The organism is Acinetobacter sp. NRRL B-65365 (assembly GCF_001605865.1).
GTDB classification, from domain to species: Bacteria; Pseudomonadota; Gammaproteobacteria; order Pseudomonadales; family Moraxellaceae; genus Acinetobacter; species Acinetobacter vivianii.
Genome location: NZ_LRPD01000010.1, coordinates 36377 through 53117, shown reverse-complemented (window position 1 = coordinate 53117; position 16741 = coordinate 36377). Strand labels below are relative to the sequence as shown.

The window sequence follows — 16741 nt, the reverse complement described above, 5'->3', positions numbered from 1 at the left end:
TTATAATAGTTTTCTCATACCTCTTATCTACCCAATTTACCTCTACACCCTCACCAACCATCCTTTCAACCACTCCCCTTTATCCACACCACACCCTCCCAACAACTCCACCACCGCTCCATCCACCACAAACAGGAACATCTCTGCGTCAACTTTAGAGGCGTTCAAATTAGCAACTAGAAGTGGTTGATTGACTTCTTCAACCAGCCAGTTCCGATACTCCAGCACAATTGCATAAGCGTTCAGATAATGAATTTTTAAAAATTATTCCAGATTTTTGCGATATTGGATAAAACCAGCATTTATAGCAATGTTGTCATAAAGCCTTCTGGCCTGCTCATTACTTTCATGCGTTAACCAGTAGACACGCGAACATTGTCTTTCAGCCGCTTTTTCATAAACGGCTTCAATTAATTTGCGCCCCAAACCTTTTACCCGTGCATTCGGTGCAACAAATAAATCCTGTAAATAGCAATAGTCACCTATCGTCCATGTACTTCGATGAAAAATAAAATGCACAAAACCAATCAGCCCCTCTTGCTCTTCAATAACCAGACAGTACATCGCTTCATCAGGATCAAGTAAACGAGAAAATGTTTTTTCTGTAATTTGAGGATTGATCTCAACCTGATAAAAAGTTTGGTATCCTTGCCATAATGACATCCAGTTTTGCTGATCTTGCTGGCACAGCTGTCTTAATTTCACTTTATAATTTCCATTTGCACTTCTAATCTTCAAAAGCATAAGCCAGCCCTGAACAAAAGGCAGTGCCAATCGGCTTTTTTCACCAGAACCAATTTATAAACGTATATTTGGTTAAAATGTGACACACTTCTCTAAACCATAAACGAGAGATTTTCCACCACTTTACACAATATAAATACATAAAATAATTAAAAGCGACTTGATTAGTACATTTTGAAACATTCGCTAACCAAAACACTGTCTAATTTAAAGTAAAATTCATGAACTAACTCCTCCAACGTCTGTTTCAAGGCCATCCCTTGACTGATGTGCCTTTATTGCGTCTGTATCATCATTTAAATTCTTTCTCTCTATATCGTTTGTCATATAGAGCGTCATTTAATTTTTAAGGTAAATTGAATGAAAAAATTTTGGAAATATTTATTAGTACTGCTCGTAGTACTAATTATTATTGCAATTGCCTTTCTTTTTAGACCAGTTGCGTCTAAGGCAATTAAAACAGCAAATGACGAGCCGACTGTCGATGTTGTACTCATCGGCGGCGGGATCATGAGTGCCACTTTAGGTACTTACCTCAACGAATTACAACCAGACTGGAACATCCGCATGTATGAACGTCTTGATGCTGTTGCACAAGAAAGTTCAAACGGTTTTAACAATGCGGGTACAGGTCACTCTGGCTTTATGGAAATGAACTATACCGAAGAAAAAGACGGTAAAATGGACATTTCTAAAGCCATCAACGTGGCAAGCCAGTTCGAAATTGCAAAACAGTTCTGGGCTTACCAAGTTAAACAAGGTGTGCTTGAAACTCCAAATACATTCATCAACCCAGTACCGCATATTGCGTTTGTCTGGGGCGACAATGTGAACTTTATGGAAAAGCGTTATGCTGCCATGGTTCAACATCCATTATTCGCTGGCATGAAATTGAGTGAAGACAAAGCTGAAATTCAACAATGGGCTCCATTGGTGATGGACGGTCGTGATCCTCAACAAAAAGTTGCTGCAACGCGTATGGACGTAGGTTCTGACGTGAACTACGGTGCAATCACTAAACAGTTGATTGGCAACCTCGAAAAAAGTCCAAACTTCAAGCTAAGCACTTCAACAGAAGTTACTGGTATTAGCAAAAATGACGACAACACTTGGTCTGTCGCTTTCAAAGATGTGAAATCTGGCAAAGTTGATCATGTAAAAACACGTTTTGTGTTTATTGGTGCGGGCGGTGCTGCAATCAAATTATTGCAAATGACTGGTCTTCCAGAAGCTCAACAATATGCAGGCTTCCCTGTAGGTGGTGAGTTCCTTGTAACTGACAATCCAGCGGTAACTGCAAAACACACAGCTAAAGTGTATGGCCGTGCTGATCTTGGTGCGCCTCCAATGTCTGTTCCACATATTGATACCCGTTATATCGACGGTAAAAAATATGTATTGTTTGGCCCATTCGCAACCTATTCAAACAAGTTCCTGAAAAATGGTTCACAACTTGATTTGCTTGCGTCAACCAACAAGAACAACGTGTTGCCTATGGCTGCAATTGGTCTACAAAATGCGGACCTTGTACAGTATCTCGTAAGTCAGGTATTGATGTCGGATGCTGACCGTTTCAACGAGTTGAAAAAATACTACCCTGAAGCAGATCCAAAAGACTGGCATCTACAACAAGGTGGTCAACGTGTTCAGATCATCAAGAAAGAACCGGGCAAACCAGCTAAATTGCAATTCGGTACAGAAATCTTTGCATCTAAAGACAAGTCTGTAACGGCGTTGTTGGGTGCTTCTCCAGGTGCATCTACTTCACCTTACATCATGCTTAACTTGCTTGAAAAAGCATTCCCAGAGCAAACTAAAGGTGTATGGAATGATAAATTGCATGAGATTGTCCGTTCTTATGGTCAAGATCTTGCCAATGATCCAGCCTTGCTTGATCAAATCCGTCATTATTCAAGCTCAACACTTGGCTTGAACTATACGACACCAGCAAACTTGATTCCTGCGAAAAAAGTCGTAAAAGCTGAAGCTGTTGCTCAGTAATTCTGCTTAGGAATGAGTTCAAAAGGGAGGAGTTTCGGCTCTTCCCTTTTTTGTTTTATTTTTTCTGTGCCTTTTAAATCTATGTCTTCCGATGTAAGCCCCTCTGCTTTTGCCGCATTTACCTGTCGTGACTTTAAGTTATTGACCATCAATCAATGCTGCTTAACCTTTGCGGTTTTGATTCAGGAAGTGCTGATTGCCTTTCATCTTTATCAAATTACCAAGAATCCACTCATCCTCGGTCTGGTTGGGATCATGGATTTCTTACCCTTTTTGGCGCTCTCTTTATGGGGCGGTTATATTGCTGACCGTTTTAATCGTCAGCGTATTTTGCAGATCAGCTTTAGTATTGCCATTCCCCTTTCCATCGCTTTATGGCTGTGCTTTGATCTGTTTCAGTCGGACAAAATCACAACCACCGTCTTACTGATTTCGACTTTTAGTCTTTTATTTCTATTTGGCTGCATTCGCGGTATTTATAGTCCATGCTTTAACTCGTTACGACCTTTTGTCGTGCCCGAACATCTTTATACCAATGCCGCAACATGGACCAGCATGTGCTGGCAGGCCTGCGGTATCCTTGCCCCCGTGATCGGTGGTTTTTTGCTTGCACATCTTGATCTTGATATTACCTTTGGCGTTATTGTCGGATTATTTATGACAGGTAGCGTGGCACTCTGGCGCTTACAAAAAAGACAATTTCCACAACTTCAAACCGAATCGATTGCCAAAAGTCTGCAACAGGCACTGCAATTTATTTTTAAAACTAAAATTATTTTTTGGGCCATGTTTCTCGATCTTGGCTCGGTATTTTTTGGTGGCATCATTGCCCTGCTACCAATTTTTGCACAGGATGTGTTACATATCGGCGCCGACGGTTTCGGTCTATTGCGTGCTGCGCCTGCGTTTGGCGGCCTGATCATGATGATGATTCTGGTTCGTTATCCTCCCAAACATAAACCTTGGCAGATCATGTTAATGGCCGTTGCAGGATTTGGTTGTTGCACATTGTTATTTGCTGTTACCAGACACCTCTATTTTTCTGTCGCAGTTCTCATTATTATGGGAGCTTGTGACAGTATCAACATTGTCATTCGTCAAACCATACTGCAACTTATTCCCCCCAAGGACATGCTTGGACGTATTGCTGCCATTAATGGCATCTTTGTCACGTCTAGTAATGAGCTAGGCGCATTGCAGTCCAGTGTGATGACACGCTTTTTCAGTGTGGTTCCAGCAATGTTGATCGGCGGCACGCTTTCTTTGCTCTGCGTGGCTTTAACCAGCGTCAGAAGCAAAGCGTTATTTAAATTTCGTTTTTAAATTCTTTTATATCGCTGTTTAGAAAAATCAATGTAAGTCATATGAAACACACTTTGCCCGCATCCTCTGGTGCATCTAGGTTCATTATTGTTTCCATTTTTGTATGGCTGGTACTTTTGTGCCTGCAATCCATCTATATCGTGATTATTGGCGGCAGCGCTTATCTTTTCTGGACCTCTTTTGGCTTATTGATCTTAAATGTACTCAGCCTTCGTCCAACCATTTTAAAAAACCGAATTGCCACCGTTGTGACGGCAGCCTTATTGATTTATCTAGTGCTTAACTCACTGTTTTGCACTTATCTGATTATCGCATTCTATTGTATTTTCCATTTATATTCCGATGAGTATAAGAATAAACGCTTGATCAAACTGGCAGGCTTATTTCTGATCATGATTATTTTTGCGCTCTATCAAAGCCAGTCCCTACATGAACTAAAACAAAAATATGCGCCTTATGAAACAGGTGAAACTTGGCAACAACACGGCGCTTTATAAAACTATCCAATAAAAAAACCTCACATGACGTGAGGTTTTTTATTGTGAATACTAATCTTGCGAATCAGGATACAAAGGACGGTTTCCGGGACTAATGCGGTTGATATGCAAGAAAGTCATGTGACGTTCATACTTATCGAGAATGTCATTAATCACCTGTTCTTTGGTGTATCCCACCAAGTCATTATCCTGCGAACCTTCATACAGGAACGTTTCTAAACGATAGTAATGTTGCTTACCACGTTTGCCACGCTCACTAAAGGTCGGCGCGATATAACGCACAGGCCAGATCTGGTAAACGAAGTTATGCTCTTCTTCGATGTAAATGGTGAGATCAAGATGATACAGCGTATCACTCTCTTCCACTTCACCTTGGGTGACTTCGACACTCATACCACGCTTGACTAGCTCATCTGCAACAGTCTGAACGGCAGGTTTACACACGCTGTCGAGCATACGTTGGGTTTCGCTACTGCCAGGATGATGCATAACGCGAGACAAACGCTGTTTCCAGTTTAGAATATCAACATTACCCACCACAGGCGCTGCATTCAGGCTGCGACTGGCTTTACGATAATCTTCTAAACGCAAGGACTTATACAGACCCGCCATCACCAGCAACATGACAAAACTAAACGGCAATCCCATGATGACCGTGGCACTTTGCAAGGCGGTAATCCCGTTTGCCATTAACATGGCAATAGTCAATAAGCCAATTGCAGTGGCCCAGAAGATACGTAACCAACGCGGTGCATCATTATCGACATTGGAGAATTTGGTGGTGAAGTTGCCCAGTACCAAAGCACCAGAATCTGCTGACGTCACATAGAACAGTAAACCTGTAATGGTGGCAATACCCGCAATAAAGGCAAAGCCCGGATATTGAGCCAGCAAGTCATAGAAACCATGCGCAGGATCGGTCAATACCGTTTGTGCCAATGCCATATTCCCATCAAAGATCACGCTATGTAAGGCACTATTACCAAAAATAGATAACCAGGTAATGGTGAACAATAATGGAATGATCAAGGTACCACAGACAAATTCACGGATGGTACGACCACGGGAAATACGTGCCAGGAACAGACCAACAAATGGAGACCAAGCCACCCACCATGCCCAGAAGAACAAGGTCCAGGCATTCATCCAGTCTTTTGGACGGTCAAAAGCAAAGCTTTCCAGAGCCAGACTCGGGAAACGACTAATATAATCGCCAAAGTTTTGTACCAGTGCATTGAGCAGGAATTCGGTATTTCCGAGGAACAATACGAACAGCATCAAGCCAATTGCCGCATAGATATTGATTTCAGATAAAATCTTAATGCCTTTATTGACCCCTGCTGTCACTGAAATAATAGTGACGATTACCGCAAGCCCAATCAGAGCAATCTGAATCCACAGGTTCTCTGGTAAGCCAAACAGTACATGCAGACCATAATTGATCTGTACCACCGCAATACCGCAGGTGGTCGCAATACCGAAGATGGTACCAATGACGGCGGCAGTATCGACGGTATGACCAATCGGGCCATCAATCTTATTACCAAAAATCGGATATAAAGCAGAACGGATAGTCAGTGGCAGATTATAGCGGTAACTAAAGTAACCTAAAGCCATCCCGACCAGTGCATACATGCCCCAACCGGTTAAACCATAGTGAAATAGTGTCCACACCATCCCCTGACGGGCCGCCTCAAAGGTCTGGCCTTCGCCAACAGGAGGATTCATATAGTGGGAGAGCGGCTCTGCAACCGAGAAGAACATCAAGTCTGTCCCGATCCCTGCCGCAAACAGCATGGCTGACCAGCTCAGTAGACTGAACTCAGGCTTCGAATGTTTTGGGCCAAGCTTGATATCGCCATAACGGGAACAGGCAATAAAGACCACAAAGACCAGATAAAGTGTCGCTGCTAACAGGTAGTACCAGCTAAATTTATCACTGACCCATGCCAGTACCACATTCAATAAGTGGTTGGCAAAATCGTTAAAAAAAATCGTAACAAGTGCAAATGTTAAAATAAGTAGAGCTGAAACATAAAAGACCACACGATTCAAATGATCTTTATTCGCTAATGTAGAATCATCAACCGCTCTTGGATTATCTGTTGCCATACAATCCTCAGGGAGTTAGAGAACAAAAAGAAAATATTCATCCACGTCTTTCCACTGCATCTTCAATGAAAAGACATTTCTGAATAAAAAATGAAAAATAAAAGTCATTACCCAAATTACAATGTTTCTGATTTTTCAGTTGCAAAATGTGATGGTGGGGTTACTGGCGCTATTACTTGCGGCGGTTGAGGTCGTAAAGCATCCTGCTTCAGGGCTTTGGCTAACCCAAACATATACAGCAAAATAATAACGGAAAATGGCAAACCACAAAGTACCACGGCGCTTTGCATGGAGTGGAAACTCCCTGCCAAAAGCAAGCCAATACTGACAATGGTAATGACCACAGACCAGAAAACTCTTAACCAAATTGGCGAATCACTTTCATTGCTACCCCCTTTCGAGGACAGATTTGCGATCATGAGTGTACCAGAACCCACGGGGGTCAAAAACAATACGAAACAAATCACAACAACAATGCCAGCAATATAGGGGTTGAATGGTAAATATTCGAGAAGCTTGAATAGAGATAAAGCCGCATCGGTCAACACCATATCACCAAGTGCTTGCTGCTTTTGATTTAAAATCAGGTCAATCGCTGTATTTCCAAAAATCGAGATCCAGGCCAAGGTAAAGCCCAATGGCACCAGACAAACGCCCAGCACCACTTCACGAATGGTACGGCCTTTAGAAATACGCGCGATAAACATGCCGACAAATGGCGCCCACGCAATCCACCATGCCCAGTAAAATACCGTCCATGCCCCCTGCCATTCACCCGCTTTGGCATTGAAAAGATACATGTCGAAACTTTTACTAATGAAATGATCGAGGTAATCACCCGTGTTCTGCACCAGACCATTGAGTAAATGATTAGTTGGCCCAGTCAGGAACACAAATAACAATAAGGCATACAACAGACGCAGATTGATACGCGATAGCCATGCCAGACCTTTTTCAATACCAACTACCGTGGTAATGGTCGCCACAAACATCATCAATAACACTACAGCAATCAGCGTTGTATGATTATTGGGAATATCTGGTACTAAATAATGGAGGCCCGACACCAACACTAATGCGCCAATGCCCAGATTGGTCACAAGGGAAATAACCGTCGCCAGAATCCCGAAACCATCAACAAAATCACCGACCAGACCATAAATACGCTCACCAAAAATCGGATATAACGCAGAACGCAGTGCCAGCGGCAAATCTAAACGGAAGGCAAAATAACCCAGCGTTACACCTAATAAGGCATACAGCACCCAGCCATGAATCCCCCAATGCAGGAAGCTATACATCATGGCATCCCGTGCCGCCTGAATTGTTCCGCCTGTACCTTCAGGTGGTCGCAAGAAGTGATCAACAGGTTCAGCCACGCCATAATAGAGCAAGGCAATACCAATCCCCGCCGAAAAGAGCATAGAGACCCACGCTAGATAACCGAACTCAGGTTTATCGTCATCTCGCCCTAAGGGAATTTGTCCGACGCGCGAAAATGCCAGCCAGGCAACAAAACCTAAACACAGAATAATGACCAGCATGTAATACCAGCCAAATAATTTGTTTGCCTGCCCTTGCACATAGGTCAGCCAGTACTGGCTTTGGGCTGGAAACAGTACAAACAATAGGCCAAAAATGCCTATACTGATTGCAGAGCTCCAAAAAACAAACAAATTTAAACGTATGGGTTCGGATGGGGATCCTTCATTACTTTTTGACACCATGTTCTTGCTCCTTGCAATTGGTGTATTTTTCTTAAAAAATAATGTGATAAGTCCTGTTGAGTACTTACCTTCTTATCCATAAGAAGCCTTGATTTCTTACTTTACATCTATTCTTGCCAAGCAAAAATTAATTGATTTTTACAGATTATACTTTTTATTGATTGAACGTTCAATCAATAAAAAGTATGATAAAAAATGTTATGATGCTCTACATTGAGAAATGTTGAATAAAAAGCACCTTGGCAGGGCTTTAAATGGATAAGCATGACAAAGCGTAGAGTAAAACCGGAACATGTGCGACGTGAAGAAATTATTAACGCCGCATTTTATGTGATTTCTGAAGTGGGGTTATCCAATACCACCATTGCACAGATTGCAAAAAAGGCCGAACTATCAACCGGTATTGTGAGTCACTATTTTGGTGACAAGCAGGGTTTAATCAATACCTGTATGCAGGAGATGCTCAACGTTTTGCGTCAGAAAACTGACCAATATAAAACCGAAGCAGATCCACATCCAGAAAGCCAGATCAAGGCCATTATTGATTCCAACTTTGATATTAGTCAGGTCAACAAACAAGCCATGCGGGTCTGGTTAGACTTTTGGTCTGCAAGTATGCACCTTCCCGAACTTGGACGTTTACAACGAATTAATGATCAACGCCTGTATTCCAACCTGAAACATTATTTCCTCATGTTGGTCGATGATAAACAACAGGCAAGCATTGCCGCCCGCGGATTGGCGGCTTTGATTGACGGATTATGGTTACGTGGCAGTTTAAGCAGTCATGACGAGTTTGACAGCCAGCTGGCACGTTCCATTGCTTACGATTATGTAAAAACGCAATTGCAATTTGCGAACAAGCCTTTGCAGGAGAAACAGAATGAGTGATGCACAAGTTCATCAATTGTATATCCACGGACGTTATGTCGCAGCGACCAGTGGTAAAACATTTACCAGTATTAACCCTGCCAACGGTGAAGTGATCGCAACACTTCAACAAGCGTCACAACAAGACATTGAAGCGGCTGTTCAAAGCGCACAACAAGGCCAGAAAATCTGGGCTGCCATGACCGCAATGGAACGTTCTCGTATCCTGCGTCGTGCAGTTGATATCTTACGCGAACGTAATGATGAACTGGCTCAGTTAGAAACCCTCGATACAGGTAAAGCCTACAGCGAAACATCGACTGTCGATATCGTAACGGGTGCAGATGTACTTGAATACTACGCAGGCCTTGCGACTGCCATTCAAGGTGAACAAGTTCCACTTCGCGAATCAAGCTTCTTCTATACCCGTCGCGAACCCCTCGGTGTAGTGGCTGGTATCGGTGCATGGAACTATCCAATTCAAATCGCAATGTGGAAATCTGCCCCTGCCCTCGCTGCAGGTAATGCCATGATTTTCAAACCAAGCGAAACCACGCCACTGACTGCATTCAAACTTGCTGAAATCTATACCGAAGCAGGCTTACCAGACGGCGTATTTAACGTAGTACAAGGCGCTGGTCGTGATATTGGTCAATGGCTGACTGAACACCCAGTGATTGAAAAAATCTCGTTCACTGGTGGTGTCGAAACTGGCAAGAAAGTGATGGCAAGTGCTGCGGGTTCGACGTTGAAAGAAGTGACGATGGAGCTTGGTGGTAAATCTCCACTCGTTATTTGTGATGATGCCAATCTTGACCGTGCCGCTGATATTGCAGTGATGGCCAACTTCTTTAGTTCTGGTCAGGTATGTACCAACGGTACGCGTGTATTTGTACCAAAAGCCATGCTCGCTGATTTTGAAGCAGCCGTTGTGGAACGTGTAAAACGTATTCGTATGGGTGATCCAATGGCTGAGCAAACCAATTTTGGCCCACTCACCAGCTTCCCGCATATGGAAAAAGTGTTGTCATTCATCGAGTCTGGCAAACAGCAAGGTGCGAAAGTGTTGATCGGTGGTGGCCGTGCCACTGAAGGTGATCTAGCCAAAGGCGCGTATGTATTACCAACCGTTTTCAGTGATTGCCAAGATGACATGGCGATTGTGCAGGAAGAAATCTTTGGCCCAGTCATGAGCATTCTGAGCTATGAAACTGAGGAAGAAGTGATTCGCCGTGCCAATGCCACAGATTTCGGTCTGGCAGCAGGTGTGGTGACTCAAGACATTACTAAAGCACATCGCATTATTCACCAGCTTGAAGCAGGTATTTGCTGGATCAATACATGGGGTGAATCCCCTGCGGAAATGCCAGTAGGTGGCTATAAGCAATCTGGCGTAGGCCGTGAAAATGGCTTAACCACACTGGGTCATTACACCCGTATCAAATCTATTCAAGTTGAGTTAGGTGAGTATCAAAGCATTTTCTAATGCGCTCACCCTTCACCCTCAAGATTAATCCTATGTGCCACGCTATCACTTGATTGCGCTGGCACTCTCCAGAATACAAAAGGGATAACGATGAATACTCAAGCATACGATTACATTATCATTGGCGCAGGATCTGCCGGAAATGTGCTCGCAACACGTCTGACTGAAGACAAAGATGTGTCTGTTTTATTATTGGAAGCCGGTGGCCCAGACTACCGTTTAGATTTCCGTACTCAAATGCCAGCTGCGTTGGCGTTCCCATTACAAGGTCGTCGCTATAACTGGGCTTATGAAACCGACCCTGAACCACACATGAACAATCGCCGTATGGAGTGTGGTCGCGGTAAAGGTTTAGGTGGTTCTTCTCTCATTAACGGGATGTGCTACATCCGTGGTAATGCCATGGATCTGGATCAGTGGGCAACCATGAAAGGTCTGGAAGACTGGACTTATGCAGACTGCTTACCCTATTACAGAAAAGCTGAAACTCGCGACATTGGTGCCAATGATTATCACGGTGGTGATGGCCCTGTGTCAGTGGCAACGCCTAAAAATGGCAACAATGTGCTATTCCATGCGATGGTTGAAGCAGGCGTACAGGCGGGTTACCCTCGTACCGATGACTTAAATGGCTATCAACAGGAAGGCTTCGGTCCAATGGATCGTACCGTAACACCAAATGGTCGTCGTTCAAGTACCGCGCGTGGTTATCTGGATCTAGCCAAAGGTCGTCCAAACTTAACCATCATTACCCATGCCACCACCAACCGCATCCTGTTCAATCAAAAACAGGCTGTGGGCGTGGAATATATTATTGGTGCAGACAAAGCCAATTTGAAACAGGCACAGGCCAAACGTGAAGTCTTACTTTGCGCAGGTGCGATTGCGTCACCACAAATCCTGCAACGTTCAGGGGTGGGTGAAAGTACCTTCCTGAAATCGATGGACATTGATGTAGTTCATGATTTACCAGGTGTCGGCGAAAACCTGCAAGACCATTTGGAAATGTACTTGCAATATCAATGTAAGCAGCCTGTTTCACTTTATCCTGCCCTGCAATGGTATAACCAGCCTGCGATTGGCGCTGAGTGGCTATTCAACGGTACTGGCATTGGCGCGAGCAATCAGTTCGAAGCGGGTGGTTTTATCCGTAGTTCGGAAGAATTTGACTGGCCGAATATCCAGTACCACTTCCTACCTGTCGCGATTAACTACAACGGTAGTAATGCGGTGAAAGAACACGGTTTCCAAGCCCACGTCGGTTCAATGCGTTCACCTTCGCGTGGTCGTATCAAGTTGAAATCAAAGGATCCGTTTGAGCATCCAAGTATCCTGTTCAACTACATGTCAACTGAGCAAGACTGGCGCGAGTTCCGTGATGCAATCCGTATCACCCGTGAAATCATGGCACAGCCCGCACTCGATCCATATCGCGGTGAAGAAATCAGCCCGGGTAAACATATCCAGACTGATGCTGAGCTAGATGAATTCGTCCGTACCCATGCGGAAACAGCATTCCATCCTTCATGTAGCTGTAAAATGGGTGAAGATGAGATGGCGGTTGTAGATGGTCAAGGTCGTGTTCACGGCGTACAAAGCTTGCGTGTGGTCGATGCCTCAATCATGCCATTGATCATTACTGGTAACCTGAATGCCACCACCATCATGATCGCAGAAAAAATTGCCGATCAGATCCGTGGTAAAAAATTGCCGCGTTCAGAGGCGGGTTATTACAAAGCGGGTACAACACCAGCACGCCAAGCGCCGTTACGTCCAATACAATAAGCATGAAATTCCTTTAGGGGATACCCGAGGCTTAGGCTTCGGGTTTCACTTCATTCAGGGAGAAATGATGAAAAAAACCTTATTCGTAATTGCACCTTTCGCTTTTTATTTTCAAAGCACTCACGCAACTGAACCCACCTCACCTTACTCTGCCAATATCACTGCGGCCAGCCAATACGTTTCACGTGGTTTCCAGCAAACTTGGGGTAAACCTGCCTTACAGGGTGGACTGGACTACAACCATGACAGCGGTTTTTATGCAGGGACATGGGCATCGACTGTAAGCGATCACTTTATTCGTGATGCCTCTGTTGAATGGGATGTATATACGGGTTATAGCCGTACGATCGGGGATTTTACGGTCGGGACTAAAGTTGCCTATTACTATTATCCAGGCGCAAAAACCACGGCTGACACAGGCAACACCCGCTTTGACTATGGGGAAATCATCCCTGAAATCAGTTACGGTCCGTTAAGCGTTAAATATGCCATTACCTATACACAAGACTATTTTGGGAATAATTCCGATACGCTAGGCATGGGAAATAACCAACATTCTCGCGGCTCAGGTTATCTGGATGTGAACTGGTATCAACCGATCACACAAGGCTGGTCAGTCAATGCCCATTATGGCAATCAACGCATCAAAAACTTTTCTGCGGCAAACTTTCAGGATGCCAGTTTTGCAGTGAACAAAGAATTACCCTATAACCTGTCCAGCAGCCTGACCTATAGCAAAGCATGGGATAAAGACGGTTTTTATCAGCAATATAGTAATGGTAATCCAAACGCCAAAATCTCGAATCCAATTGATTCAACAGTGACATTTTCGCTGACCAAAACCTTTTAAATAAGCAAATATCAATCAAGTGCCCATAATAAAGCCGCTTTCGTTGAGAGCGGCTTTATTTAATTTTGATATTAAGACTTGATCAATTCAATCGTTGATCCTGCACGTTTTGGATCAATCAGAATCTTGGCATGTTGCTCTGGATCACGTAACGCATCAAAGGCATTGCTCACCCCTTCCAGCCCGACCACACCCGTGATCAATGGCGAACAATCCACTTTTCCTTCTGCAATCATATGCAGCGTGTCACGAAACTCAAGTGGTGTATAACCCAGCACATACTGGATTTCCAGCTCCTTATTGATCGCCAATGCTGGTTCAATCTTATCGCTTTGCATGCACACCCCCACGCCTACAATACGGGAGAATAACGGTGCACCTTCCAGAATCTGCTGCATGATCCCTGCCACACCCACACATTCAAAAATCACGGGACGTTTTGGCAATACTCCAAGCTTATCTCCCACTCGCATGGCATTGACCCACGGTAATGAGTAGGTTTGAACCTTATCAAAAAGTCCCATTCCCATATTAATGGCTTCAGAGACATTGCCCAGTAAGCCCAGCTCTTTCCAGTTGCTAAATGGAGATTGCTGTTTAGGATCAATCAAGATATCTGCACCACATTGTTCAGCCAGACGACGACGATTTGGTGAAAAATCACTGGCAATCACGGTTTTAACGCCTGCCGCTTTGAGCATAATAATCACGCCCAAACCCACAGGACCACAACCGATCACGATGGCAGGTTCATTTTTCTTGATTCGGCTACGACGTACTGCATGTAAAGCCACTGCCATTGGCTCAGTTAATGCTGCACGATCCGCATCTAAACCATTCGGCACTGCAAACATCAAACTGGATTGCACCAGAACCTGCTCTGCATAGCCCCCTGAAGCAGTTGGCGACAAACCTGTCGGAACATAACCCTGTGGATCAACATTTAATAAAGGCATCGCACAAACCAAGGTATCCGCTTTCAATTTCCGACGTGTTTTCGGGCCATAATCCAAGACCTTGCCACAAAATTCATGACCAAAAACCAGTTTATCGGAAGATTTTGCCACGCCATTAAAACCAACTCGTGCTGCCAAATCATGCATGTGGTCACAGTGATGTTGCATATGCAAATCCGAACCGCAGATCCCGCAACGCACCACTTCCAGTAAGACCTGCCCTTTGGCTGGAATCAGTTCAAGCGAATCTTCAAGTTGCAGTTGGGCGTTATGACAGACCAGAGATTTCATAGGATATTCCTTTTTTGTTTTATTCCAATTATTCACTTTTCAGCTTGTTCTGATGGGCTGAGGAAATGAGCAAACAACACTTTCCTTAATCCTGACAAGGATAATTGTCAAAACCTATGACCGAAATATAAATATCTTGAATAAATAAGGTCAGCTACAACTTATATTTTAATTTCAGATTATTCTTTTGCCCAGAACAACATGCATAAGCACTGTTTCAATTATTTTCACAAAGCCTTGGAAAATTATATTCTTATTCAATTCCTACTCGAAACATCTCCCCAAATAAAAAGAGCTAAGGCAAATACCTTAGCTCCCATAACTTAGCAATTACTTCCAAGCCTGCCGAATCATATCTACCGCTTTCTCTGCAATCATAATCGTAGGCGCATTGGTATTGCCATTGACCACCGTTGGCATAATAGACGCATCAATGACCCGCAGGCCTTCAACGCCATATACTTTCAGTTCAGGATCAACCACAGCCATATCATCTACGCCCATTTTACAACTACCAACAGGGTGATAAACCGTATCGACACGTTGACGTAAAACCTCACGGATTTCATCGTCCGTTTTTACATTGGCCGTGAACATATCTTCTTTGATTTTGTCTTGTAAAGCGGGTGCCTGCATCAACTTTTGCGTGACTTTATAACCATCTACCATATCTTGAAGATCCTGTTCATCTTCAAGGAATTTAAAGTCGATGAGTAATGGATCATCCACATGCTTACCACTGAGTTTGACTGAACCACGTGCACGTGGATTCAACAAACAGACGTGACATGAGATCCCGTGCCCCATATGCATGGTACGGGCATGGTTATCCACCACGGCGATCACAAAGTGTAATTGCAAGTTCGGTTTATCTAGCTCAGGGCGACTCTTTAAGAAGCCACCACACTCTGCATAGTTCGTCGTTAGCAGACCACGGCGATCTTTACGGTACAGCCCGATCTGCTTAAACAGATCCAAACTACCGCCCATTGAGACGCCAAAAGTGCCATCCATCAGCTTGGTTTTATAGGCAAAGATAAAGTCCGGATGGTCATGCAGGTTCTCACCCACTCCCGCAAGTTCTTTAACTACGGGAATGCCATGCTTTTCCAGTTCCTGACGTGGGCCAATACCCGAAAGCATCAGGATATGTGGTGACTGGAAAGCACCTGCCGACAGCAACACTTCCTTGTTGGCTTTGACAATCGTGGTTTGACCTTTATGTTTATATTCCACTCCAACCGCGCGACCATTTTCAATCACAATACGTGAAACTTTAGCTTGCGTAACCACATGCAGATTCGGACGTTTGCCTAAATAAGGGAATAAATAACCACGCGCAGCACTCCAGCGCTCGCCCTTTTTTTGGGTGACCTGATAAACACCTAAGCCTTCTTGTTCAGCGCCATTGAAATCATCATTCAATGGATAACCGACCTGCTTTGCCGCCTCAATAAATGTTTTCTGATAAGGGTTATCTGAATATAACTCACTGACATTTAAGGGACCATGCTGACCATGATATTCATTATGGATACGTTCATTATGTTCTGATTTTTTGAAATAAGGCAGCACGTCTTCATACGACCAGCCCGTATTGCCTAAGGCTGCCCAGTGATCATAGTCACTACGATGTCCGCGAATATAGACCATGGCATTGACCGCAGAACTTCCACCTAAGCATTTACCACGCGGTTGATAACCTTTACGGCCATTCAGGCCTTTTTGTGGAATCGTTTCAAAAGCCCAGTTATTAATTTTAGTGGGAATACTGATGACAGCGGCGGCAGGTGTATTCACAAGCCAGCTATTACCCTCTCCGCCCGCTTCTAATAAACATACCGAAAAATTAGGATTCTCTGTTAATCGTCCAGCCAGCACCGAACCTGCTGAACCACCACCTATAATTACAAAATCAAAAGCTGTTTGTGTCATCTCTATACTCTGTTTTTTCTTTTTAAAAAGCGGCAATATTATGCCAAATCTGGCATTTCAATACTGTTATCGTTGTATAAACAAGTTAATACATAAAATGCAAGTTAACGTGATCTCGATCAAACCACAAGCGTAAAATCGCGCAAATCACATGAAGTAAATCG

Annotated in this window: 12 protein-coding genes; 7 read left to right on the top strand and 5 right to left on the bottom strand. The window is 43.9% G+C overall.

All coding sequences use genetic code 11. The annotated features are described in order from the left end of the window. Positions 1-264: 264 nt before the first annotated feature. The gene (locus tag AWW72_RS06700; protein WP_062846819.1) at positions 265-705 is read right to left on the bottom strand and encodes a GNAT family N-acetyltransferase; all 441 of its coding nucleotides are present in this window, start codon (positions 703-705) and stop codon (positions 265-267) included. A gap of 399 nt (positions 706-1104) precedes the next feature. Here AWW72_RS06700 and mqo point away from each other — a divergent pair, with 399 nt between their 5' ends. From mqo to AWW72_RS06685, 3 genes are all read left to right on the top strand, one after another. Then, positions 1105-2745, top strand: a complete 1641-nt coding sequence (gene mqo / locus AWW72_RS06695) for a malate dehydrogenase (quinone) (RefSeq protein ID WP_062846817.1) — start codon at positions 1105-1107, stop codon at positions 2743-2745. A gap of 81 nt (positions 2746-2826) precedes the next feature. Next, positions 2827-4068, top strand: coding sequence for an MFS transporter (locus AWW72_RS06690; RefSeq protein ID WP_062846816.1), 1242 nt, complete (start codon positions 2827-2829; stop codon positions 4066-4068). Positions 4069-4109: 41 nt separating this feature from the next. Further along, positions 4110-4565, top strand: coding sequence for a hypothetical protein (locus tag AWW72_RS06685; protein WP_062846815.1), 456 nt, complete (start codon positions 4110-4112; stop codon positions 4563-4565). A gap of 51 nt (positions 4566-4616) precedes the next feature. Here AWW72_RS06685 and AWW72_RS06680 read toward each other — a convergent pair whose 3' ends face one another. Together AWW72_RS06680 and AWW72_RS06675 are read right to left on the bottom strand one after the other, a co-directional pair. Continuing rightward, positions 4617-6677, bottom strand: a complete 2061-nt coding sequence (locus AWW72_RS06680; RefSeq protein ID WP_062846814.1) for a choline transporter — start codon at positions 6675-6677, stop codon at positions 4617-4619. Between the two features lie 116 nt (positions 6678-6793). Further along, entirely contained in the window at positions 6794-8404 is a 1611-nt protein-coding gene (locus tag AWW72_RS06675) for a BCCT family transporter (protein WP_062846813.1), read from the bottom strand. Positions 8405-8668: 264 nt separating this feature from the next. On the opposite strand from AWW72_RS06675, the gene betI reads away from it, so the two are divergent. The 4 genes from betI (at position 8669) to AWW72_RS06655 (ending at position 13395) form a co-directional block, all read left to right on the top strand. Next, positions 8669-9295, top strand: a complete 627-nt coding sequence (gene betI / locus AWW72_RS06670; protein WP_005228886.1) for a transcriptional regulator BetI — start codon at positions 8669-8671, stop codon at positions 9293-9295. Next, a complete protein-coding gene (betB, locus tag AWW72_RS06665) occupies positions 9288-10760 on the top strand; it encodes a betaine-aldehyde dehydrogenase (RefSeq protein ID WP_062846812.1) in 1473 nt (490 codons plus the stop codon). Before betI ends, betB begins: the two co-directional genes overlap by 8 nt. 90 nt (positions 10761-10850) lie before the next feature. Continuing rightward, positions 10851-12545, top strand: a complete 1695-nt coding sequence (gene betA / locus AWW72_RS06660) for a choline dehydrogenase (protein ID WP_062846811.1) — start codon at positions 10851-10853, stop codon at positions 12543-12545. A gap of 67 nt (positions 12546-12612) precedes the next feature. Then, positions 12613-13395, top strand: a complete 783-nt coding sequence (locus AWW72_RS06655) for a TorF family putative porin (RefSeq protein WP_062846810.1) — start codon at positions 12613-12615, stop codon at positions 13393-13395. 71 nt (positions 13396-13466) lie between these two features. On the opposite strand, the gene AWW72_RS06650 is transcribed toward AWW72_RS06655, so the two are convergent. Both AWW72_RS06650 and AWW72_RS06645 read right to left on the bottom strand, forming a co-directional pair. After that, on the bottom strand, positions 13467-14642 hold the full coding sequence (locus tag AWW72_RS06650; RefSeq protein WP_062846809.1) for a zinc-binding dehydrogenase: 1176 nt from the start codon (positions 14640-14642) through the stop codon (positions 13467-13469). Between the two features lie 330 nt (positions 14643-14972). Then, entirely contained in the window at positions 14973-16577 is a 1605-nt protein-coding gene (locus AWW72_RS06645; protein WP_062846808.1) for a GMC family oxidoreductase, read from the bottom strand. Positions 16578-16741: the final 164 nt, after the last annotated feature.